Raw genomic sequence first — 22,738 nt, 5'->3', positions numbered from 1 at the left:
TAGAATTTTACCTCTAATTTAAAAAATAATAGAAGGCCTTTTCGAAAATCCATAGTGACTTAATTTCGCTTCACTCAGTTCTTCGGAGGCCAGATGAAGAAACGCTTTTGCTAATGATGGTTCAGTACTCGATGATATAACGGCAGCGTACATTGGTATAGCATTATTATATGGTGATTGAGGATGAATCACCTGTATATGATCACTATTGCCATTAACATTAATATTACTTTTCCAATTAAGAGCCACATCAGCCTGATCACCTTTTAATCCCTTAACCAAGCCTTTTGAATCTGAAGTTAAAGCAACAACACTCTCGAAAACTTTATTGTAAGCACGCTGTTTTTCAAGGAACAATTTTGTTTCATGCCCCAGTGAACTGGTTTCAGGATTAGCTATAATTACTGCATATTTACCTTTGAGCATCAAAGGGGCAGTATTTCCGCTAAACTTTTTAGGATTACCTTTTTTCACCATATAAACCAAATGATTATATCCCAGAAATAAAGAATCACTCAAATGGAAGCCAGTGTTTTTATAGAAGTCTTTAAAGCTATGTCCGGACGAAGGAATATAAATATCACCTTTTGATGAGTAATTGATGCTGCCCATTAAGTTTTTTGAACAATCATTCTGAATTATCACTTTACAGTTATTCTCTTGCTCAAAGGTGTATTTTAGGTCAACCACCATATTCAGCATTGTATTCTCACAATAAATAATGAGTTCTTTTGGCGCATCAACCAGTTTCTTAACTTTTTTGGGGCGATTATTACGACATCCACCGCTAAAAATTAACAAACCAATAGAAAGAGTGAGAAAATATTTGGTTAGAGGCATAGTTCTTCATTTAATGACAAGCAAGTTAGTGAATAGCAGTACCGCTTAACAGTCATTTGTCACTAAAAACTATGTGTTTATCAAATCCAATCAGGCACTAATGAAGTGTTTCCGTATCCATTTGGGCACTACAAATGCTCCAATAACCAAATATGGGTAGTAACTAACCAATCGCCACATAAATGCCATCGCCATTCCCGTACCTACTGGAACCATATTAGAAAGGAACTCTTTAAATACCCACTCGGCAAAACCACTGCCACCAGGCGTAGGGCTAACCAGCATCATAATCCACATAACCAGCTGTTTGCCAAATATTAGGATATGTTCATTCCAGCCAAGTAGTTGAAAACCAAAAAATGCAAGTATTAATGTATTTACTATCCAATATCGGGCAGTCCAACTAAGTGCTGTTGCTGCAAAAGCTTTTAACCAGCTAATAAATGGCCAGCGTTTAAACTCATCTGATGCAGAAATCAGATCGGATCCAGATTCATTGGCTTGTGGACGCCACCGCCTGATGATGGGTAGTTTAAAAATCCAGAGCAGTAACCACTTTAAACCGCGCGGGTTAATGAACAGACCATAACTAATTACAATAGTATAAGCTAGTTTTAATAAATATCCGGTAAATGCGAACATGAAAAACTGATTCTTGTACCACGGAAGTCCTTCCATCATGCTATCACCGAAAGCAAAAATATCGGTACGCCCAATGAACAAAAGAATTAATGGAAAAGTAATGATGAAATATAATTCATCGAGAAATGAAGTCACCATAACTACAGCGGTACTTCTACCTAACTTAACACCTTCTTTATTGATGAAAAAAATAGCAACGCTGGTTCCTCCAATAGCCGACGGTGTAATGGCTGAAGTAAATTCCCACAACATAATAGTATTAAATGCCTTTTTCCAGGTAAGAATATTATTAGTGAGTAAACGAATACGAATAATATAACCAACATCACGAATGGCCATCATCAAAAAGGAAATAAAAAACCAAAATAATGATTGCATTGTGAATGAAAAATAATTCAATACCGACGGATCAAATTCTTGATAAAGGAAATAGCCAGTCACAGCCAAACCTATAATAATAGGTAGCGTAATCTTACCGGGCTGTATACTTTTTAATATTTTACCAGAGTTATCGGCCATAGTTGACAAAGTTATGCTAATCAATTCATCTGATGAAATACCTATACATTAAAAAGAGCATTCAATGTATTTTTTTATTTTTTCTTAAATATTTCATAAACATAAAAGGTCGCTTAACGTTTTCTGAGTAAACAATTTTAACATGAAAGAAGTACAATCACCATGCATAAGCGTATGTCAATATGATAGTAAAGGCATATGCTTCGGATGCAGACGAACAATTGATGAGGCAGGAAACTGGTCGAAATACACAAATGAAGAAAAAGAAGTCATCATCAAAGAATTATCTATCAGGCGCAATGTTGAAGGTGAAGAGCCAAATATCTTTTTGAGATAATACTCATTGTTTTTACCCAAACCTACCTAGTCAATAATGTCTCAACTGGTTAAAACACTTTTAAATGGTCAAAAAATTGTCTTTGATAAAGGTAAATTTGATGATTGGTGTGTTTACATCGTAAACCATGAATGAAGAAATGCCACCTAAGACACCGAACATCTATATATTAATATAATTTAAGGATCTCTTTTTATCTGTTAGAGTAGAATTAGAGTAAGAACAAATTGTTCTTTATTTGGATTGAGCACATTTGGCAATTGAGTATTTTAGAAAAGAAAACCATAGGAAATTACCCCTACATAAAAGGGTGAAAATTAAACTACCGTATGATTCTGAACCGGGAGTTTTTTTAGTAGCGTAAATGGCTGCACTTTTGCTATTTTTTTAAGTCAGAAATGATAAAATAATTTTAAATCGCTTAGCAATATAAAAATGCCATAAACATTACTCATAGGTTTAATCCCTAGGCAATATAACCATAAAATCAGTCCCTTTTCCTACTTCACTGCTGACTTTAAGTTCACCCTTATGTTTGTTTATAAACTCTTTGCATAAAATCAGTCCTAATCCGGTTCCTTTTTCATTATCCGTACCTAAGGTTGATAGATTCTCACTTTCATTAAACAATTTGTCAATATTTTCCCTACTAATTCCGACTCCTGAATCTGATACCTTTATCACATCCATGCCTGCAACCGTTTCGTGAGACACCAATACTTTGCCTCCAGAAGAGGTATATTTAATGGCATTGGATAGCAAGTTACGTAGAACTGTATTTAACATATTGACGTCACCGAACAACTCAGTGTCTTCATCAATAAAAGCTTCAATCTCTATCTTTTTTATAGTTGCACTATCACTTAATATATTAATGTTATCGGTATACATTTTTTTTATATTAAAATATTGCGGAGTAAACGAAGTTTTATTAATACGAGTGCATGACCATTCTAAAAGATTTTCGAGCAATTTAAAACTGTTTGAAGCCGATGTATTAACAAGCGTTGCAAGTTCCTGAACTTGTTTTTTTTCCATATCATCAGCACTAATCTTTAGTAATTGACTCAATCCAAGAATACTATTAAAGTTATTTTTTAAATCATGAGAAATTATTGAAAATAGTTTATCTTTTGAAGCACTAACCTCTTTAAGAGTATTATAGCTTTTAGCCAACATTAAAGCTGAATTAACCCTGGCTAATAGTTCAATTTTATCAATGGGTTTGCGCACATAATCTAGAGCTCCGGCTTCTAATGCTTTTTGTAGATTCTCAGACTCTACCATCACCCCGGTACACATTATAACAGGTATTTCGGCAGTAGCAGGATTATTTTTCAATGTTATAATAAACTCAATGCCATTCATACCCGGCATTTCCCAATCTGTAATGATAAGATCTGGCCTTTTTGACTCTAATATTTTTAAAGCTATTTGTGCCTCTGGTACTTTTATAGTAGTATAAGGAGGGTTACATTCCGATAAACAATCAGCAATAATTTGTAAGTTCTCCAATTGGTCATCGACAACCAATATAGTTATGTTTTCTTTTTTTCCCATTTAATATTTAATATCAATCAGTTGTGCATATTTTTTTTCATTGAGTGTAAAAAGCACTTCTTTCATTTCTTCTTTCCAGTCTCTTATATTTTCACTTTCATCAATATTAATATCATTCAGTATTTTTTCTATTTCTGAATTCTCATATACCATCAACGACCTTAAACTTGTTGTGTAGGGTTTAAGTTTCATTTTTTCGGCTTTAGTTAACCTACCCGCAATAACATTATACCTTTTTAAGTCGGCCATGGGTTTCTCAGGTGAAATAAGCCAATCAGCAGCATTTATAGTAAACCAAAAACTTGCCCCTTTTCCAGCTTCGCTATCCACCCCTATTTTTCCTCCATGTGCTTCAATAGCTATTTTACAAAATGTAAGTCCTATACCGGTCGATCGGGCTGAACCCGATTTTTTAGCATCTATCTGCATATAAGCATCAAACACCTTATGAATTTGATCCTCGGGTATGCCTGGCCCGGAATCAGTAATAAATACTTTATGGTTAAACGCCTTATTGCCCAATGCATTCATACTACCAGAATCCCCTTCCACATGCTCATTTCGCAACGCTACAATACCGTTAACGGGTGTGTACTTGATGGCATTTACCAAAATATTTACAAATACTCTTTCCATTAGATCTGAATCCACCAGGGCATAGGCTCTGTCATTAATATTATTTTTTAATTCAATATGCTTTTGATCTGCTAGATATTCTACCTGCACAATGGCATGATTAGCAATTGCCAAGAGTTGATGACTCGATGCATTAATTTGTAAACTTTCTTCTTTATACTTGTGTACATCAAGAATATTTGTCACCATATTTAACATGTGCTGACCAGTTTGTCTTAAGCGTTGTTGAAAAAACGGAATATTATTTTCAGAGCCATTAATGATAATATTGAGCGGATTTTTCAGATCGTGTACTATGGTATCAGTCATAAGCTGCTTAAACCTGTTAAGGCTAATAAGTTTGTTATTTTGATCTTCTATCTTTTCAAAGGACACTGCATTTTCTATGGCAGTGGCAACAAAGATGGCTAGGTTTTTAAGAATATTAATTTGGTTTTGTGTATAAGTATTTTTCTTGCTTCCCTGAATAGATATGACTCCAATTTTCTTATCTCCGGCAATTAAGGGTATATAAACTATAGACTTTGAAAATTCACCACACTTTGCCCCGGTTCCATCAAAAAGACATGTGTGTCCATTCATGTGAAAATCTTGTATGACAACCTCCTTTGAGGCATTAAAACATGTAGCCGCAAAGCAGTGACTTTTGGTTATATCAACCTTATGCGTGGAAGTAGCATTAGCACAGTTTTTAGGAGTTTTAAATTCAAGTAAGCCTGTTTGTTGATTAAGGATTCCTATTGAGAAGAATGAAACATCCATTAAAGCATAAATATTAAGATAAACCTTTTCAATTATTTCATCCATTTCGAGACTCGATGTTATCTCCAAGCCCATCTCAGAAAGCATTTTAACATTCTTAAATGAAGCTTCTATTTCCTCCTTTTGCTCTATAATGCGTTCCTTTTGTTGAAATATCTCCACATTGCTTTCTTCCAATATTTTATTCTTTGTAGCAATTTCCTTTGTTCTGTCCTTTACCGTATTCTCAAGAACTCTTTTTTGCTTTATAAGTCGGCGGGTATATATTTTTACAATGAGCCAAACTGCCAGAATGCATAAAATTAAATATACTATATAAGCCCACCACCTGAGCCACAACGGAGGCCGAATAGTGAATTTGTACTCAATTACCTCACTCCACTTTTCTGCAGCACCTTTTGCCCTAACTTTAAACGTATAGAACCCATGAGGTATATTTCTATATTCAGCTTTATTTTCGCTTGTTAGCAAGTTCCATTCCTTATCCAACCCTTCTAATTGATATTGGTATTGTATTTTATGGGAAGCACTCCAATCTATTGCCGAAAATTTAAAAACAAGATGATCTAGATGGTAGGGTAATGATAATCCCAAGGGATAGTGGTGGAAATCAGCCATACTTGTAAAGCGAATACCTTTGTGTTTTTTACACGTCGCTTCACTCATAGACCAATCAAAATTCAACTTCTCGCCCATTAAATCTATACCTTCGAATTGAATCTTAGGAGAACCTGCTGGCAAATAGAATTTATTTCGATCCAGCATCACAAGAGCTTTTCCACTTCCCCACCAGATACGATTTTGACTATCTATACAACCTGAAGTTCGAAAAAAATCCGATACTTTCAATCCATCCCTCACCCCAAAATCTACAATTTTATACTGACGTATTTTGGCTCCTTCAACCAAGTAGTTATTTAAATTTTTCGTAGGAGTCTTTGTTTCTTTTGTATGGCTACTTATGGTAGTAGGAGCTGCTTCTCCTGCTTCACCATCAAACACGATACAGTTCAAGCCATTCTCTGTCGAAACCCAAATGTTTTTTTCATTGTCTTCTATAATCGTATATACACGATTATTTGATAATCCGCATTCTTCATCTATTGTAGAGAAGGTATTTCCATCATAAAAACTTAAGCCGTTATCATAGGTGCCAAACCATAGGTTTCCGTTATTGTCTTCCATTATTGTGCTCACATAATTGCCTGCGAGCCCCTCTCCTTGGCTATGAACAGCAAACTCCTTCCCGTTAAACCTAATGGCTCCTTTTTCATTTGTACCTAACCATAAATTACCATGCTTATCTTCAAGCATACTTATAATATTCTTGGCTTGCAAGCCTTGTTCTTCACCATAAGAAATGACTTGTGTGCCATCATAATAAAAAACCCCTTTAGCGTACGTACCAAACCACATATTCCCCTTAGAGTCCTGGGTAATCGACATAATCTGATCTGAAGGAAAGCCATTTTCTTTTGTGAAGTTTCTGTATGCAGTACCATTGTATTGGAATACCCCATCATCTCCAGTTCCAATCCATATAATACCGTCATCATCTTCGTAAATGGATTTAATAGCCGATCCTGCAATTTTAACTTTTTCAAATGTTTTTCCATTGTATTTAATGAGCTCACTGCCATAAGTTCCAAACCATAAATTACGCTTCCGGTCTTCGCACATGGCCATGATAACATCATCAGTCAAGCCCTCTTTTTCTCTATAATTTGTAAAAGAGTATTCATTAAAACAGCACACACCTCCGCCATCAAGACCTAACCAGATATTACCGCTAATATCCTCAACTATTTTTCGCACATAGTTATCCCGCAAACCATCTATTTCGCTATAATTAATATAGTAGTTAGCTTCATTCAAACTATCGTCTATCAATAATTTCATTACGCCTCCACCATAGGTTCCTATCCAAATATTTCCAGCTTTATCCTGACATAACGCATACACATCGTTATTAGGCAATCCGTGCTTATCGGTATAACTTTTAAATACCTTACCATCATAGCAGCTTACTCCTCCTAATACTGTTCCAAACCAAAGCTTGTTTTTATCGTCTACTAAAATGGTCCATATATAATCACTTGAAAGCCCTTCCTTTTTACCAATTGAGGCGAATGTCTTACCATCGAAATGACTTAACCCCTCTTTGGTTCCAATCCACAAATCACCATTATTATCTTCTGCTATACATTTGGTATCATTACATACTAAACCTTGTTTTTCAGTATAATTGACGAAAGACTTTCCATCAAAACAGCTTATTCCTGCATTATCTGTGGCAATCCAAATACGACCATTTTTATCTTCTATAATTTCACAGACATATGTACCTGCTAAACCCTGTTTAATATCATACTGAATAAAATCTTTCCCATTAAAAACACAAACCCCATCTCCATAAAAACCAAACCAGATATTACCTTTTTTATCTTGTAATATGGATCTCACATGATTACTGGGTAATCCGTTTTTTTTATTATAAATCGTAAATGTCTCACCATTATATCTACATACACCTCCGCCGTTTGTGCCCAACCAAAGGTTACCACGTTTATCGGTTATCATTGATAATATATACGAAGAAGTTAAACCCTGCTCAACATCAAGGTTCTTCATATTTAATGCAGCATTATCGCTATACTTAAATGGTAATGCTTTTACAGAACTTGCTCGAATATCTGTAATTCTGCGAGGAGCAAAAATCGTATCTCCATTCTGCAATAAAAAACCTGTATCAGGAATAGAAAACTTAAGTGGTAATTCAAAATTATTTACACCTGAACAATTCCTTTTTACCTGAGCTAGGTTGACAGGTATACTTTTTGGTTCTTTAAGTTTCTTGGGATTTAAACGGTCGGAGCGAATAATTGAATTAGCTATACTAACCTTCTTGGGTAAGGTAACTATGTTGCCATTCGGAATATTAATTAATGAAGAATCTGTGTATGGCTTTTCCAAACCATTGGCAATACTCTGATGGTCTTTTATTGTTTTCGCTCTGTCCTTCCCGGATTTGTTTGGATGATTGCAACTCAATAACAAAAGAAATATCACTAATGCGTAGATACCAGAAATATTCTTTCTTTTATCCATAATCGTCTATTATAAATTAAATAACACCTTTTACCCTAAAAGCAAGATATGCAAGGTTTCAAAAGTAACTAAATGCCTTGATTCTTCAAGCAATTTTCAATAGCAATCAATAATACAATAATTCGTTAAAGTTTTAAGCCGGAATAGTGGCGTGAAATGTAGGGCACAAAAAAAAGCGCCCAGAGTGGAAGCCTCCGAACGCCTTTATTTTCAATGTGGAGAATAGCGGAATCGAACCGCTGACCTTTTGACTGCCAGTCAAACGCTCTAGCCAACTGAGCTAATCCCCCATCATTCTTGCAAAATTATTGACCCTTGCCAATTGCGATGCAAATATATATGTTTTTTTAAATTCCACAAGCTGTTTTTTCAATTCACAATAGTGATAATAATCACCAAACAACTTTTTATGCCGATACACTTGACACAAGTATCAAAAACTATGGAAATTTGAATGGAATTTGATTTTAAAATTCTATTTTTATGCACTCAAAATTTGGGTGAGGCCTTTTAGGTCCTCTTTTGAATTGAGAAAAACTGGTAATAATAGCTATCTTTAGGCACCAAAACTTTGATCTATTATGGAAGTAAAAAAGTCGCCGAAGGCAGATCTTGAAAACAAGAAAAGCGTCTTCATGCAGATCGGGTTGGTTGTTACATTAGCAATTGTATTAATTGCTTTTGAATGGACCACTACCGATATGGATGCATCTCAGTTTGAGATGGTAGAAGAGCTTGAAGCCGAGGAGGAAATCATGCCTATTACTAGGCAGGAAGAAGTAAAACCACCGCCACCACCGCCACCACCAAAGGTTGCTGACGTGTTAAACATCGTAGAAGATGATGTGGAGTTGGATGAAGAGTTAGACATCGAAGACACTGAAATGGATGATGATACTGAGATTGACTTCTCAGACTTAGCCATGGAAGAAGAAGAGTCAGACGATGCACCAGTCTTCTTTATTGTAGAAGACATGCCTGAATTCCCTGGAGGTGAAGAGGCATTACGTAAGTACATTGCACAGTCGGTGAAGTATCCTGTAATTGCTCAGGAAAATGGTATCCAGGGGCGTGTTTATGTATCTTTCGTTGTTAACACAAAAGGTAAAGTAACTGATGTGAAAATTGCCCGTGGTGTTGACCCTAACCTGGACAAAGAAGCAATTCGTGTGGTTAATGCCATGCCAGCTTGGAAACCAGGAAAACAAAGAGGTAAAGCGGTAAAAGTATCTTATACTGTGCCTATCAACTTTGTATTGCAGTAGTAACTACTACAGTAACAATATAAAAAACCCCGCTGATGCGGGGTTTTTTGTTGCCCTAAAATTGAGTTATATTTGTCGTTCTAATTAAGAAAGACTTAAAAGAGGTAGTAAATGATTGAAAATCCTTCATCGAAAAAGGAACTGGAGAAAGTTGTATTGGTAGCCGTTAAAACACCGGAAGTATCAATACAGCAAGTGAACGAATATTTGGATGAATTAGCTTTCTTGGCCGAAACAGCAGGTGCTATTCCTTTTGAACGCTTTACTCAAAACCTGACCATGCCCGATCCAAAGACTTTTGTTGGACGTGGCAAACTTCAGGAAATAATTGATTTTATGAAGGTTCATGAGGTGAAAACAATCATTTTTGATGATGAATTATCACCATCGCAACTTCGTAACCTCGAACGTGAATTGAAAGTTTTGGTACTCGATCGTACCAATCTCATACTCGATATTTTTGCCCGTCGTGCACAAACGGCTCATGCTAAAACTCAAGTTGAATTAGCTCAATATCAATACCTCTTGCCCCGACTAACGCGCATGTGGACTCACCTGGAGCGACAACGAGGCGGTATTGGCATGCGTGGACCCGGTGAAAAAGAAATTGAAACCGACCGTCGTATCATCCGGGATAAAATTGCTAAACTAAAGAAAGACCTTGAAAAGATTGATCGACAAATGGCCACCCAGCGCCAAAACCGCGGCAAGCTGGTTCGGGTTGCTTTAGTAGGATACACCAATGTAGGCAAAAGCACTTTGATGAATGTCTTGAGCAAATCAGAAGTTTTCGCTGAGAATAAGCTATTTGCTACACTGGACACAACTGTTCGCAAAGTAGTCGTTGATAACATCCCATTCTTACTCGCTGATACAGTTGGGTTTATCCGAAAACTCCCTCACCATTTGGTGGAGTCATTTAAATCGACCCTCGACGAGGTAAGAGAAGCTGATATATTATTGCATGTAGTGGATGTCTCTCATCCGGGTTTTGAACAGCAAATTGAAACCGTTAACAGAACATTGAGTGAAATTGATGAAAAAGTAAAACCTCACGTACTCGTCTTTAATAAAGTGGATGCATACGAATACACACCTAAAGACGAAGATGACTTAACACCTAAGAAGCGCGAAAACTACTCCTTGGGTGACTTAAAAGAAACGTGGATGGGACAGCAAGAAGACTGTATCTTTATTTCTGCGCTCAATAAAGTGAATTTTATTGAATTCAAACAACTCATTTACGACAAGGTAAAAACGATTCATGCACAACGCTTTCCATTTAATGATTATCTGTATAATTCATATAATCAGGATGGACAAGTAGAGTAATAAATTATAGAAAGGGTGTCGATAGACATCCTTTTTTTCACATCAATACTATTTATTGGGTAGCTTGACTTTGTAAACCTGAACACCTCGTGATTTCCCTTTTAATTTCAGATTACCAACTTCTTTTGTATTGAACTTCTTGATATGCGGAAGGCTTTCATAAAGTATCCCGGAAATTAATAAATCTTGCTTGTATTCATTACACATAGATTCGATGCGAGCAGTTGTGTTAAGCGTATCGCCGTTATATGAAATATCTCTTTTTAGACGACCAACCTGCAACACCATAATATCACCTACATGCAGCCCGGCCTTAAACTCAGGCACTAGCCCATACCTTTTATTGTACCAAAATCGGTTACGTTTAATTACTTTCTGAAATGCAAAAAAAGCCTTAAGACAATTATTATTACGTATACCTTTTTTCAAACTCCATGAAATAATGGCCCCATCGCCAAGGTATTGATAGATTGCTCCGCCATAGTTTTCAACCACAGCCAGGTCATTGAATACATCCTGCACCAGGTAACTAAACTTTTTATGCTGTAGCTTTTCGGCGATTGTTACCGATGAACGCATATCAACAAACATGAAAATACGCTTTTCAACTTGTGGTTTATTTAAAGTGCCCATAAGCCATTGAAGCACATTCGAAAGGCCTATTTTACGGAGTATGCCCCTAATAAGCGTACTAAAAATACATGAATGGTAGAACCAAAGCGTAAATCGCAATGAACGAATACCTAATTCGGGCATTCTGTCAAAATAGATATCATAATCCCTTAATTCTTCAAAAGTCAGGTTTTGATTAGCTGACAAAAAGATAATTAACAAAGCCAGTAACACATATAGCACATGACGAAAAAAAGCAATAATACGAATGGGTAGTTTGCGTACGACCCATCCAATAAATATAGCGTCCAGGAATGTAAAAAACGATGCTGCGAAAAAAGACAATAATACCGTATTGCCATATATATCATTCTTTTCGAGCAGATTCAGGTAATTAACAAACAAGCGCTCGTCCTGCGTGAAAAATGCATACCCGGCCAAAGCCAATAACCAAAATATCTGATGATACAGATACGATCTAAAGAATATGCTAAACCAGATTTTTATTTTTTCAACTGAAAACATTGCATTGATGTGTGAGACAAAATCATCTGTTTTTACCGCTTGACAAGCCGAATGGTTACATTTATTTATCAACAAAAAAGGGTAGCCAATCATTATTTGACTACCCCCTTTTTAATACATTTTGTATATGATTACTTTATCAAACCTTCTTTAATCATGTATTCAGCAATCTGAACAGCGTTTAAGGCAGCTCCTTTTTTAATCTGATCTGAAACACACCAAAAAGTTAAACCATTTGGATTCGCTAGATCCTGACGAACACGCCCTACAAAAACTTCATCTTTACCAGCTAAGAACAACGGCATTGGATACGCCTTATTGGCAGGATCGTCCATTAGTACTACGCCATCAGCTTTTGAAAATGCATCCTTTGCCTCAACGGGCGTAACAGGAGCTTCTGTCTCCACCCAAATTGACTCAGAATGAGCACGAAGAATAGGCACACGTACACACATAGCGCTAACACTAATGTCGCTATGCATAATCTTACGCGTTTCATTAAACATCTTCATCTCTTCCTTGGTGTAATCATTATCGGTAAAAACATCAACTTGTGGAATCAGATTCATGGCCAGTTGATATTGAAAAGCATCAACCGTAGTTTCCTCACCATTAACAATCGCTTTCGTCTGGTCTTCCAACTCTTGCATGCCACTTGCACCGGCACCACTTGATGCCTGGTAAGTTGAAACATGCACACGTTTAATGTGCGATAGCTCTTCTATAGGCTTTAAAGCCACCACCATCTGAATGGTAGTACAATTCGGATTAGCAATAATATTACGAGGAGCGTTTTTACAATCAACGGCATTTACCTCAGGTACAACCAACGGCACATCATCATCCATACGGAAAGCACTTGAATTATCAATCATCATAGTGCCATGCTTGGTAATGGTCTCGGCATAAGCCTTAGAAGTACCCCCACCAGCTGATGTTAAGGCAATATCAATATCCTTAAAATCATCATTATGCTGAAGTTCCTTTACGGTTAACTCCTGTCCTTTAAACGTAATCTTTTTACCTGCACTTCTTTTTGAACCAAATAAAACTAACTCATCCATAGGAAAGTTACGTTCTTCCAATACTTTTAGGAATTCTTGTCCTACAGCGCCACTAGCACCAACGATTGCTACTTTCATTTTTGAATAAATTTAAAATTGCTTAGGCATATTCTTTATACTGATTTAAAAAATACAACCTCAACGGTGAAATAACTTTACTTAGTAAGCAAATTGTATTAAATTGATTTGTGTTGGTGGATTGTTAAGTTGCTTACATTCCGATACAAAAATAGAAATAAATACTTTAACCCTTAACTCAATGCGACTAATTTTTATTCTTTTGGTATGTCTGCCCCTGACAAGCCATTCCCAAATTCATGAATCCTTTAACGATGACGAAATAAATACCAACCCTACATGGAACGGTGATGTTAGTAACTTCATTGTTAATGCAAATACCGAACTACAGTTAAGCATGACGGATGAAGGTGATTCCTACCTCTCCACTCCCAGTACTAGCATTGAAGAAGCGACCTCACAACTTAAAGTAAGGATGGCTTTTAATCCTTCTTCAAGCAATTATGCCAGAGTTTATTTGGCAAGTGATAAAGAGCAGCTAACTGATGCCGACAATGCTATTTTTATTGAAATAGGTAGCAGTAACGATAATATTTGCCTCTATAAAATTGAGAATGGCACAAAGCAACAAATGATTGAAGGTCCATTCGATCAACTCAACACATCGGTAGTTGATGTGATGATAAAAATAACGCACAATGCCAATGACTGGAGTCTGCAGGCTGACTTTGGAAATGGTTGGGAAAAGCTTGGCACATCTAATTTTGAGTTTAATTACCCATCTGCCTATTTTGGTTTGTATTGCAAATACACTAAAACACGTGCTGACAAATTCTTTTTTGATGACATTATTGTTGATGGCTTACCTTATACCGATACAAATCCTCCAACTTTAACACACTTTAATTTACTTAATGGCAGTCAAATAATGCTTACGTTTAACGAAGCTATTGATGAATCAAGCATACAGCCATCCGATTTCATTTTGGCAAACAGCAAACAACATCCGACAATTATAAATTATGATAATACAAGCCATCAGATATTATTAAACTTCGACCCAATAATAGGCGATACTGACGATGACCAGCTACTCATTTCGAACTTCGCTGATATAGATGGTAACGTCATCGAGAGCACTTCGTTCTCCTTTAGCTATTACAGAATCAAAATCAGAACGATTAAATTACTTGATTTAGAAACACTGTTTCTCTCCTTTTCAAAACCGGTAAGCAAGGAGAAATTACTCGAAGCATCTATTACAATTGACAATGTCCCTATTTTAATCAACCGTATTTCAACAGAGAATGAGCATGATTATATCATCGAACTAGGTGATTCATTGCTGAACAAGCAATCATACACATTAAAAATCAGCCAACTTTACGATTCCATTGAAGATCTGGCACCTGAAAGCTCTACACAAATCATGTACTTCATGGCAAATCGTTTTGATGTAGTTTTCAATGAGTGGATGGCCGATCCAACACCTTCTATGGGCCTGCCTGAAGTTGAATACATTGAGATTTTCAACAATACCGATTACGACATTTCCCTGAGAGATTGGTGTTTGATGATTAATGATAAGGCTGTTGAATTACCCGATTCTACCATTAGTACCAAAGCTTATGCTTGCCTTGTAGCCAGAAGCCAAATGAGCTATTGGCCAAACAATAAAAACACGATTTTTGTTGATGCGATGCCAGCATTAAATAATTCAGGTTTCGACATGGTACTACTTAATAAGCAAATGCACATTATTGATGCTTGCAAGTATCTACCAACTAACATACCAGGCGAAGGCTTTAAAAAAGATGGCGGCTGGTCGGTTGAACGCATTGATGCCACCAACCTGAGTGGCACGAATTCCAACTATAACTGGTGCATGGACTTAAACGGAGGTACGCCGACAAGTACCAACTCAGTAATGGCCATAAATACAGACGATTCTTCACCATTCATTACGCATACACAACTGCTCAACACAAAAACGCTTCAGCTTACGTTTAGCGAAACCATGCTCTTTACAAACATTGACATGGATTTAACGCCAATGAGTGAGATAAATGAAATTACATACGACACTACATTTCTGAATTACCTCAATATAGAATTTAATGAAACACTTCAAACCAACGAAATCCACAATATAGAACAACTATCAATGAAGGACCTGGCAGGCAATCAATTAATCATGGATAAAGCCATTCCTTTTGGCATACCCGATACTCTGGTGCATGGTGATATTATTATAAATGAAGTACTCTTTAACCCTTATCCTGATGCTGCTGATTTTGTTGAAATATATAACATGAGTGATAAAATCATTGATGTATCAGACATCTACTTTGCAGCCATAAAAAACAATTCGATTGATAAACTGCATCAGGCAAGTACTACGAATCATTTATTTCTACCTCAATCATACAAGGTTATTACTACCGATAAAGAAAGTCTGCTAACAAATTACAAATGTAATAACCCTGATGCCATTATTGAAACACCATCACTTCCTTCCTATCCTGATGATGAAGGTCTCGTAGCTATCGCTAATCAGAAAGGTATCATGCTCGATAAATTTGACTACAGCGAAAAGATGCATTTTGAGCTTCTGAAAAACAAGGAAGGTATTAGTTTGGAACGTTTATCATTTGACCATCCTACAAATGAAGCCAACAATTGGCACTCGGCCGCCTCAACGGCAGGATTTGCCACACCAGCATATGCTAATTCGCAGAACCTTTCGGAGACTAAAGCCACTAAAGATTTTGTTAGCATATCACCTGAAGTTTTTACTCCAAATGGAGATGGTATCGACGACCAATTGTATATCCATTTCAACAGTAAAGAAGCAGGCGCCATGGTGACCATCCGTATTTTCAATTCCAAAGGACACGAAGTAAGGTACCTTGTCAATAACCAGAGCCTGGCCGACACAGGCTATTTTATGTGGAATGGCCTCAGTGAAGAACACACTACACTAGCACCTGGCATATATGTTACTTATATCCAATGCGTTTATCCATCTGGCAAAACTATGGAGGAGAAAGTGAGTTGCGTTATTAGCATTGGCAATAATAATTAATTCAAAAAGCGTAGAACCTAATTCATCATTAATACGTACATTGTTTGAACAGAATTTTCTAACCAATCAAATATGAACAGACAGGAACGACTAAGGTATTGTAAAGCTTGTACACACCAGAAGTTTGACACACACAAAGGAATCATTTGTAGCTTAACTAACAATCCGGCAGAGTTTGAGGTATCGTGCACAACGTATAAAGAAGACCCTGAACTAAAGCACAAAGCAGAGATGGACGCCATTCGCAATCAACTCTACGTGCAGGAAGTAGATAAAGGTAAGCGCTTTGTCAATTACATCATTGACACAATATTTATGTATCTAATGATATTGTTCTTTGCCACGATATATGGAATTTACTTAGCCGCCGTAAACCCAAATGCCCTTGATGGATTAGAAGAAAATGGGGGCCTAATCGAGAACCTTGTATTTATTTTACTTTCGATCATCTACTATACCTTAATGGAATCTTTAACTGGTAGAACTATCGGCAAGCTATTAACCAAAACAAAAGTTGTTGACGAAGATGGTAATAAGCCAAGTTTTGGTACTGCTTTTATACGTTCGCTTTGTCGTATTGTACCATTCGATGGTTTATCTTTTTTATTTGCCGGCAAAGGCTGGCACGATGCCTGGAGCAATACCACGGTAGTAGAAGTCAAATAATCCAAACATATACGATAATTAAGAGCGATTCGAAAGAGTCGCTCTTTTTTTTCATTTCCGTAGACCTGTTTTCATGTTCCGTAGGTTTAAAAATGGCTTCCGTAGACCTTAAATGAACTTCCGTAGCTTCAATTTTGTGTTCCGTAAGCATTTTCTTGAATTTTAAGGGCCTACAGAACCCTACATTAACACTTTGGTTTAAAAATGAATGATTCTATTTAAACAAAACACCCTCCAACAAAGTTAGTTGACTAAAAAGCATACAATATGAGAATCTGGTCAATTCACCCAAAATATCTGGATACAAAAGGACTGGTTGCCTTATGGCGCGAAACCCTTCTTGCACGTAAAGTACTGAATGGCAAAACCAAAGGCTATACGAATCATCCACAACTGGAGCGATTCAAACACACTAACAATCCGCTTAAATACATCGACAAATACCTTGAATTTGTTTTTGATGAGGCCAACAAGCGAGGATATCATTTTGATGAAACAAAATTTATCCCAAGGGATGAACACCTTACTTTGACTGTGAACAAAGAGCAAATGCAATACGAATTAAAGCATCTTCTTGTTAAATTAAACTTTAGGGAACCCAAATTATACAAGCAAGTCTCTCTAGTGAAGCAGCCCGCTCCACACCCATTATTTAAGGTTATCGATGGTCAAATAGAAAATTGGGAAGTAGTGAAGTCAATTTAACTGCCAATATCTAAGACATGATGTGATTGTGTCAGACAACCCATCTTACCAAACCGTGTGAAACTTTACCACTTCTCCCAATGCACATTTGATTCCACCCACTTGTCTTTGGGCTTATCTTCGCCTGTTGGGTAGCCTACTACTATCACATTTAAAGGAATAACATTCTCTGGTGCATTTAGCACTCTTCGCACTACCTCTTCCCGTTCTTTAATAGGATGAACACCTGTCCACACGGCGCCTAAACCCATGCTTTCGGCTGCCAGCAATATATTTTGTGAAGCAGCTGAACAATCCTGAATCCAATAAGGCTGTCCCTTCCCTTCTAGAGCCTTATTCATATCACCAAACACTACAATGGCTGCTGTAGCCTCTTTTAGCATTTTGGTATAAGGTGATATGCCAGATAAACTATCGAGTATACTGCGATCACTAATTGCCACAAAAGCCCACGGTTGCCTATTTGCAGCAGTTGGAGCAGCCATACCTGCTTTTACCAATTCTCTTAGTTGCTCTCTGCTTACTTTTTGATCAGTATAATGCCGAACACTTTTTCGATTATAAATACTCGCCAGCGTAGGATTCTCATGCGCTAAAGGTTGATAAGTGGGAGCCTCTCCTTCTTTAAACAACTTACCAATATCCCATGGTTGACCCAAGCGCTGACCAAATCCATAGTAATAATCGCCTCCGAATATAATTGGGTTAATACGTTCTATATCCACCTCATTGTTTGCCTTGAGGTATTTACTATCAACCTTGGTGTCGATAACTTTTCCAATAAACTGCACATGCGAACCAAGGTCAATCATATCGGTTACTTCACACTCTATAGCAATTGGAAACTCACCAATGTACGGAGCATTTACAAAATCACCCTTCACAGGTGTCAGGCCCATTGTTTTAAATTTGTCATCGTCGTAACCCGACACATTACCCGCATAGTCCATATGCGCCACAAATTGAGGCGACGGCACATTCACTGTAAATGCCTTGGTGGCTATGATATTGTCATAACTTTTTCGCGAAGGACGAATAGAAACACCAATGCTCATGGGCGTTGAGTTAACCACACCAGCCCAGGCAGCTGTCATAATGTTTGGTTCGCCTTCGGTACTATACGAGCCAACCACAACCGCAGGTTTTGGGTGAATATGTCCCTTTGGGCCAACAGACACCATCTTTGACGGAATGCTATCAGGAATATTCGTTACAGTCTGACTTTGTATTGTTTCAGTTTTTGGTGCCCTTTCTTGTGTAACAAGTTGATAAACCAAAACCACCACTACGGTGGCTAATAACACGTTTAATAAGCTGGCTTTATTTCGCATGACGATAATTATTTACATTTTTAAAAGATGGCATACTATCGAGTAAACAGCCAGTTGGGCACAACTGACACCATGGGCGATTGAAAAACAGCGATAGCAGTATGATTATTCCTCCAACCCCAAGCATTATCCACGATGCCACTTTATAGGAGAAAGCCAGAAATGGTTCCATATTAGCGAGTGGCAGTGTAAAGCCAAGTATAAGGCTCACCCAAATGAAACTTAGATAAATATCTTGTAGGCTGAGAACTGAAATCTTAAGCTTAAACGGACGCTTTTTAAAAGGAGATACTTTTGACACAAGCATCTGCAAAGCTCCCATGGGGCACATATAGGTACAATAGTATTTTTTATGACCTAAAATGGTTAGTGCAAGCGAAATTATTAAAATAGCAATCAGCTCCCAATTACTCTGCCAGGGCAATCCTTTAGTCAACCAATTATTGAATAATTCAATGGACAACATCTTTTTAAGCCAAAGCCCCATCACTAAAAATAGGGTCACCAGATAATAAACGTAGAACTTTTTAAAGCGCTTTCCTATCTGCATGCTTAAGGACAGAAATAGTAGAATGGCCATCAGCAATAGCTGGATAATTCGCAATAAAGAAATACCTGCATGCTGGTGTTTGGCATCTAAGTAATTTCCAATGGTATAATGCACTGTACGTATAATGGCCTTACTACTCTTTGTTGCTCCTGAAACAGCATCAACCTCAACGGATAGAAGCAGCGTATCCATGGGCATGTTATCCCATGTGCTTAGTAATTTAGTATCGTTAACATGATCGAGAAACTCACCAGTTTCATCATTTTTCAATAAGGTAGTTGAAATAACTTCTTTATCGATATTCAGGGCAATTAATACTGGTATCGGGCCCGCATACCCAGAATATCGCGCATCCAACTCTTCAGAAACTAAAGCATATCCCAACAGCTTATTATTGGCATCAAATACTGCCAAACTATTATCGGCCTGCTTTTTAATACTATTCGCATCTTTATAAATGGCCTTCATATCTTCCAGTGAATACACCAGTTGGTCAGATGATTTGAGCCAATCGAAATTAGCCCCTCCCCTGATGGCCACGGCCAGCAAAAGTAAAATGATAACGAGATAGTTATAAATACTATTCGTTTTTAGTGTGTGAGTCATGCTTATGCAATTTTACAGGCGACAAAAATAGCAGAATGGAACATCCCAGACAATGTTACAGTTGTTAATTAGATGTGAAAAATGAATCCGCATCTATTAATTATAACTATTGTGAATAACAATAAAAACACTAATGAGCTAATACTTACGTTATTTAATAACCTAAGCTTAAAAATATTTATCATGACCAACCTGAAAAAACATCTTAAACAACTTCCGGAATACATTCTTATTGCTTATACAATATTTTATTGGTTATCAGCAGGCATTATAGTTAACCCAATAGCAATTGTGCTTATTGGCATATTGACACTTCAGATAATCTTTCAAAATCGTATTACAGGCATTCTCATACCAACAATAATTATTTTTGTATGCTTCTATATGTTGCTGGCTCTTATATCTGAGGTCAAAGAATTTCCAACATTTAGTAGCGATGCGCAACAATTACTATTCATTGGTCTTTTATTCTTTATTTTAACAATGATTATATCCGTCGTTATGCTTGTTAAATATGCCTCAATGGAGAAACGAAAAACAAGGTGAATCATAAAATAAACTAAGCAACTATCTTTACCCTACTATATTACAGCACTGCCAAACTTGTTACCATGAAACACAAACGTAATCTTATTGCATTCTTGTTAATTGCTATAGCGATAACACCGTTAGGCTATCTGCTCGACAATGATCTTCCGTATGAACACTGGCACCAAACAGCACTTGAATTTGTAGTGCTTACAATTGTTATTTTTGCTGTTATAAGTGCGTTTTACGGCATCGTTTTATTTCTTAAATCACTATTATCAAACAAATAACATGCACATTCACATTATTATGCACGAAGCTTTTGAAGGCCCGGGAGCTTTCTTAAGCTGGATTGAAAAGCATCAGCATTCAAGTTCATACACACGATTATATCTGGGTGATTCACTTCCAAAAACCTGTAGCCATTTTGACTTACTACTGATAATGGGCGGTCCGCAATCGCCCAGTACAACTTCAGATGAATGTTCTTATTTTAACTCTGAAGCTGAACAGCAATTAATTCGGCTGGCGGTTGAAAACAATAAGTTGGTATTGGGAGTTTGCCTGGGTTCGCAGCTGATAAGCAATGCCATGGGTGGTACTACAATAGCCAGTCCGAACAAAGAAATAGGTTTGTTTCCGGTTACATTAACCGAGGCCGGAAAAAATGATCCTTTATTTGCTGATTTTCCCGAAACATTTGCCTGTGGCCATTGGCATGGCGATATGCCAGGTTTAACTGATGAGGCGGTTATTATTGCACAAAGCACAGCCTGCCCTCGCCAGATTATTCGTTTTGCACCTAATGTTTATGCATTCCAGTGCCACTTCGAGTTTAACCCAAGTACCATTAGCGCTATGATTGAAAATTGCCACAGCGAATTGGAACAGGAAAAAGGCAAGCCCTTTGTACAATCGATAGAGCAACTACGCACTAACGGCTACAATATGGCCAATAAGCTCCTGTATAAGTTTTTGGATGGTTTTGTGAAATAAAGATATTGCATAAAGACCTTAAGGCTGCGAAACCTTAAGGTCTACGATAGCTTATTCTTTTAATGGATTCGTGTTGATGGCCTCAACTACTTTCCAGTTGCCATCAATGTTACGCCAAACGGTAGTGAAGTTGCCTTTTACACCCCAGGTTTCACCTTCTATAGGAGTACCTGAATAACTAAAAACCTGCGAAACGACAGCAATGTTTTCAGCAGGAATCTGAATGGTTTCATCTAACACTTCAACTTTCCATTCTTTGTACTTTTCACGATTATCAAAAACTGATTTTGTAAAGTCACTGTACGACTCTGTTGTCTTGCCATTCAATACAAAACAAAATTCGGGTCCTCTAAAATAGTGCTTTGTGTATTTTGCCATGTCCATAGAATTGTAATCAGCCACTAATTGGTCTGCCAGCACTTTTACTTCTGATGCCACTTTTTCACGCTTCATCATCCACTTGGCTTCCTTGGCTTTAGTTTTCGACATGGTAAATTCATCATTTATCTCACACGCTTTTTTGTAACTTTTTGCTGCCTCATTATAGGCATTAACAGCCATGAAATAATCGCCTTTTGAATCATAAGGATTGGCTTTGTCTGGTGCCATTTCAATGTATTTGTCAAAGGCCACTTTAGCTTTGTCAAATTCTTTGTCGCTTAGTAACAAATAGCCTTTAATATTGTGAATAGAAGCCACATTGGGATTCAATTTGGCGCATTCATCCAATATACTTAATGCCTCAGGTCTTGTCTCTTTTTCACCTCCAAGGTTGTATGCCAGCATTGTTTTGGCAAAAATGTTCTTAGGATACAATTTAACCAATTGACGCATCTCAGGTATTGCATTGTATTTTTTGTCGGCTTTAACGTTGACGGCAAATTGTTTAAGTACTTTTTCTCCTTTGTTCATTTTGCCGGAGTAATTGGCCATTTTATCCAAAGCAGCTTTCCGGCTTTCTTTATCAACACTAACCTGAATTATTCATAAAAAAGGGATAAGTGTTCCTTGAATCTTCTGAAATATCAGTATTTTCAAGGTGTCCAAACAC

19 protein-coding genes and 1 tRNA gene are annotated in these 22,738 nt (G+C 37.0%); 10 read left to right on the top strand and 10 right to left on the bottom strand.

Translation table 11 applies throughout. The annotated features are described in order from the left end of the window. Positions 1 to 18: 18 nt before the first annotated feature. Both JIV24_RS08385 and JIV24_RS08380 read right to left on the bottom strand, forming a co-directional pair. Positions 19 to 840, bottom strand: coding sequence for a substrate-binding domain-containing protein (locus JIV24_RS08385; protein ID WP_200464584.1), 822 nt, complete (start codon positions 838 to 840; stop codon positions 19 to 21). Between the two features lie 90 nt (positions 841 to 930). After that, positions 931 to 2,001 (bottom strand): lysylphosphatidylglycerol synthase transmembrane domain-containing protein, encoded by a 1,071-nt coding sequence (locus JIV24_RS08380; RefSeq protein ID WP_200464583.1) that lies wholly within the window; start codon positions 1,999 to 2,001, stop codon positions 931 to 933. Positions 2,002 to 2,143: 142 nt separating this feature from the next. Between JIV24_RS08380 and JIV24_RS08375 the strand changes: the two genes are divergently transcribed. Both JIV24_RS08375 and JIV24_RS22870 read left to right on the top strand, forming a co-directional pair. Further along, complete coding sequence (locus JIV24_RS08375) at positions 2,144 to 2,338, top strand: DUF1289 domain-containing protein (RefSeq protein ID WP_200464582.1); 195 nt, start codon at positions 2,144 to 2,146, stop codon at positions 2,336 to 2,338. A gap of 36 nt (positions 2,339 to 2,374) precedes the next feature. Then, a complete protein-coding gene (locus tag JIV24_RS22870) occupies positions 2,375 to 2,473 on the top strand; it encodes a DUF7004 family protein (RefSeq protein WP_394369133.1) in 99 nt (32 codons plus the stop codon). A gap of 324 nt (positions 2,474 to 2,797) precedes the next feature. Here JIV24_RS22870 and JIV24_RS08370 read toward each other — a convergent pair whose 3' ends face one another. The 3 genes from JIV24_RS08370 to JIV24_RS08360 all read right to left on the bottom strand — a co-directional run bounded on the left by JIV24_RS08370 (position 2,798) and on the right by JIV24_RS08360 (position 8,694). After that, complete coding sequence (locus JIV24_RS08370) at positions 2,798 to 3,898, bottom strand: hybrid sensor histidine kinase/response regulator (RefSeq protein ID WP_200464581.1); 1,101 nt, start codon at positions 3,896 to 3,898, stop codon at positions 2,798 to 2,800. Next, entirely contained in the window at positions 3,899 to 8,404 is a 4,506-nt protein-coding gene (locus JIV24_RS08365) for a sensor histidine kinase (protein WP_200464580.1), read from the bottom strand. Between the two features lie 216 nt (positions 8,405 to 8,620). Further along, positions 8,621 to 8,694: transfer RNA gene (locus tag JIV24_RS08360), tRNA-Ala, on the bottom strand. Between the two features lie 291 nt (positions 8,695 to 8,985). On the opposite strand from JIV24_RS08360, the gene JIV24_RS08355 reads away from it, so the two are divergent. Together JIV24_RS08355 and hflX are read left to right on the top strand one after the other, a co-directional pair. Beyond that, entirely contained in the window at positions 8,986 to 9,669 is a 684-nt protein-coding gene (locus JIV24_RS08355; RefSeq protein ID WP_200464579.1) for an energy transducer TonB, read from the top strand. Positions 9,670 to 9,780: 111 nt separating this feature from the next. After that, entirely contained in the window at positions 9,781 to 11,001 is a 1,221-nt protein-coding gene (gene hflX, locus JIV24_RS08350) for a GTPase HflX (RefSeq protein ID WP_200464578.1), read from the top strand. A 48-nt stretch (positions 11,002 to 11,049) separates the two neighbouring features. On the opposite strand, the gene JIV24_RS08345 is transcribed toward hflX, so the two are convergent. Both JIV24_RS08345 and JIV24_RS08340 read right to left on the bottom strand, forming a co-directional pair. Continuing rightward, positions 11,050 to 12,138 carry an adenylate/guanylate cyclase domain-containing protein gene (locus tag JIV24_RS08345; RefSeq protein WP_200464577.1) on the bottom strand — a complete coding sequence of 363 codons (1,089 nt, stop codon included), beginning with the start codon at positions 12,136 to 12,138 and terminating at the stop codon, positions 11,050 to 11,052. 131 nt (positions 12,139 to 12,269) lie between these two features. Then, positions 12,270 to 13,280 carry an aspartate-semialdehyde dehydrogenase gene (locus JIV24_RS08340; RefSeq protein ID WP_200464576.1) on the bottom strand — a complete coding sequence of 337 codons (1,011 nt, stop codon included), beginning with the start codon at positions 13,278 to 13,280 and terminating at the stop codon, positions 12,270 to 12,272. A 181-nt stretch (positions 13,281 to 13,461) separates the two neighbouring features. Between JIV24_RS08340 and JIV24_RS08335 the strand changes: the two genes are divergently transcribed. The 3 genes from JIV24_RS08335 (at position 13,462) to JIV24_RS08325 (ending at position 17,676) form a co-directional block, all read left to right on the top strand. Continuing rightward, positions 13,462 to 16,305, top strand: a complete 2,844-nt coding sequence (locus JIV24_RS08335) for a lamin tail domain-containing protein (protein WP_200464575.1) — start codon at positions 13,462 to 13,464, stop codon at positions 16,303 to 16,305. 72 nt (positions 16,306 to 16,377) lie between these two features. Next, positions 16,378 to 16,971 carry an RDD family protein gene (locus JIV24_RS08330; RefSeq protein WP_200464574.1) on the top strand — a complete coding sequence of 198 codons (594 nt, stop codon included), beginning with the start codon at positions 16,378 to 16,380 and terminating at the stop codon, positions 16,969 to 16,971. Positions 16,972 to 17,238: 267 nt separating this feature from the next. After that, on the top strand, positions 17,239 to 17,676 hold the full coding sequence (locus JIV24_RS08325) for a pyrimidine dimer DNA glycosylase/endonuclease V (protein ID WP_200464573.1): 438 nt from the start codon (positions 17,239 to 17,241) through the stop codon (positions 17,674 to 17,676). 65 nt (positions 17,677 to 17,741) lie between these two features. Here JIV24_RS08325 and JIV24_RS08320 read toward each other — a convergent pair whose 3' ends face one another. Beyond that, positions 17,742 to 19,007 (bottom strand): flavin reductase, encoded by a 1,266-nt coding sequence (locus JIV24_RS08320; protein ID WP_200464572.1) that lies wholly within the window; start codon positions 19,005 to 19,007, stop codon positions 17,742 to 17,744. Beyond that, positions 18,997 to 20,163: an FMN-binding protein gene (locus JIV24_RS08315; protein ID WP_200464571.1), complete on the bottom strand. Its 1,167-nt coding sequence runs from the start codon at positions 20,161 to 20,163 to the stop codon at positions 18,997 to 18,999. Before JIV24_RS08315 ends, JIV24_RS08320 begins: the two co-directional genes overlap by 11 nt. Before the next feature lie 183 nt (positions 20,164 to 20,346). Here JIV24_RS08315 and JIV24_RS08310 point away from each other — a divergent pair, with 183 nt between their 5' ends. The 3 genes from JIV24_RS08310 (at position 20,347) to JIV24_RS08300 (ending at position 21,687) form a co-directional block, all read left to right on the top strand. Then, positions 20,347 to 20,709: a hypothetical protein gene (locus JIV24_RS08310; protein ID WP_200464570.1), complete on the top strand. Its 363-nt coding sequence runs from the start codon at positions 20,347 to 20,349 to the stop codon at positions 20,707 to 20,709. A 65-nt stretch (positions 20,710 to 20,774) separates the two neighbouring features. Beyond that, positions 20,775 to 20,981, top strand: a complete 207-nt coding sequence (locus JIV24_RS08305; protein WP_200464569.1) for a hypothetical protein — start codon at positions 20,775 to 20,777, stop codon at positions 20,979 to 20,981. 1 nt (position 20,982) lies between these two features. After that, positions 20,983 to 21,687: a glutamine amidotransferase-related protein gene (locus JIV24_RS08300; protein ID WP_200464568.1), complete on the top strand. Its 705-nt coding sequence runs from the start codon at positions 20,983 to 20,985 to the stop codon at positions 21,685 to 21,687. A 51-nt stretch (positions 21,688 to 21,738) separates the two neighbouring features. On the opposite strand, the gene JIV24_RS08295 is transcribed toward JIV24_RS08300, so the two are convergent. Beyond that, the gene (locus JIV24_RS08295; protein ID WP_200464567.1) at positions 21,739 to 22,599 is read right to left on the bottom strand and encodes a nuclear transport factor 2 family protein; all 861 of its coding nucleotides are present in this window, start codon (positions 22,597 to 22,599) and stop codon (positions 21,739 to 21,741) included. Between the last annotated feature and the right edge of the window lie 139 nt (positions 22,600 to 22,738).

It is taken from the genome of Carboxylicivirga marina, assembly GCF_016612505.1.
Taxonomy (GTDB): Bacteria; Bacteroidota; Bacteroidia; order Bacteroidales; family Marinilabiliaceae; genus Carboxylicivirga; species Carboxylicivirga marina.
The sequence above is the reverse complement of the archived record's forward strand: the minus strand, read 5'-3'. Positions and strand labels throughout refer to the sequence as shown.

Excerpts from the sequence above, each read along its gene's own strand:
- JIV24_RS08385 (WP_200464584.1), bottom strand. The coding sequence starts at position 840 with ATGCCTCTAACCAAATATTTTCTCACTCTTTCTATTGGTTTGTTAATT.
- JIV24_RS08380 (WP_200464583.1), bottom strand. The coding sequence starts at position 2,001 with ATGGCCGATAACTCTGGTAAAATATTAAAAAGTATACAGCCCGGTAAG.
- JIV24_RS08375 (WP_200464582.1), top strand. The coding sequence starts at position 2,144 with ATGAAAGAAGTACAATCACCATGCATAAGCGTATGTCAATATGATAGT.
- JIV24_RS22870 (WP_394369133.1), top strand. The coding sequence starts at position 2,375 with ATGTCTCAACTGGTTAAAACACTTTTAAATGGTCAAAAAATTGTCTTT.
- JIV24_RS08370 (WP_200464581.1), bottom strand. The coding sequence starts at position 3,898 with ATGGGAAAAAAAGAAAACATAACTATATTGGTTGTCGATGACCAATTG.
- JIV24_RS08365 (WP_200464580.1), bottom strand. The coding sequence starts at position 8,404 with ATGGATAAAAGAAAGAATATTTCTGGTATCTACGCATTAGTGATATTT.
- JIV24_RS08355 (WP_200464579.1), top strand. The coding sequence starts at position 8,986 with ATGGAAGTAAAAAAGTCGCCGAAGGCAGATCTTGAAAACAAGAAAAGC.
- hflX (WP_200464578.1), top strand. The coding sequence starts at position 9,781 with ATGATTGAAAATCCTTCATCGAAAAAGGAACTGGAGAAAGTTGTATTG.
- JIV24_RS08345 (WP_200464577.1), bottom strand. The coding sequence starts at position 12,138 with ATGTTTTCAGTTGAAAAAATAAAAATCTGGTTTAGCATATTCTTTAGA.
- JIV24_RS08340 (WP_200464576.1), bottom strand. The coding sequence starts at position 13,280 with ATGAAAGTAGCAATCGTTGGTGCTAGTGGCGCTGTAGGACAAGAATTC.
- JIV24_RS08335 (WP_200464575.1), top strand. The coding sequence starts at position 13,462 with ATGCGACTAATTTTTATTCTTTTGGTATGTCTGCCCCTGACAAGCCAT.
- JIV24_RS08330 (WP_200464574.1), top strand. The coding sequence starts at position 16,378 with ATGAACAGACAGGAACGACTAAGGTATTGTAAAGCTTGTACACACCAG.
- JIV24_RS08325 (WP_200464573.1), top strand. The coding sequence starts at position 17,239 with ATGAGAATCTGGTCAATTCACCCAAAATATCTGGATACAAAAGGACTG.
- JIV24_RS08320 (WP_200464572.1), bottom strand. The coding sequence starts at position 19,007 with ATGCGAAATAAAGCCAGCTTATTAAACGTGTTATTAGCCACCGTAGTG.
- JIV24_RS08315 (WP_200464571.1), bottom strand. The coding sequence starts at position 20,163 with ATGACTCACACACTAAAAACGAATAGTATTTATAACTATCTCGTTATC.
- JIV24_RS08310 (WP_200464570.1), top strand. The coding sequence starts at position 20,347 with ATGACCAACCTGAAAAAACATCTTAAACAACTTCCGGAATACATTCTT.
- JIV24_RS08305 (WP_200464569.1), top strand. The coding sequence starts at position 20,775 with ATGAAACACAAACGTAATCTTATTGCATTCTTGTTAATTGCTATAGCG.
- JIV24_RS08300 (WP_200464568.1), top strand. The coding sequence starts at position 20,983 with ATGCACATTCACATTATTATGCACGAAGCTTTTGAAGGCCCGGGAGCT.
- JIV24_RS08295 (WP_200464567.1), bottom strand. The coding sequence starts at position 22,599 with ATGAACAAAGGAGAAAAAGTACTTAAACAATTTGCCGTCAACGTTAAA.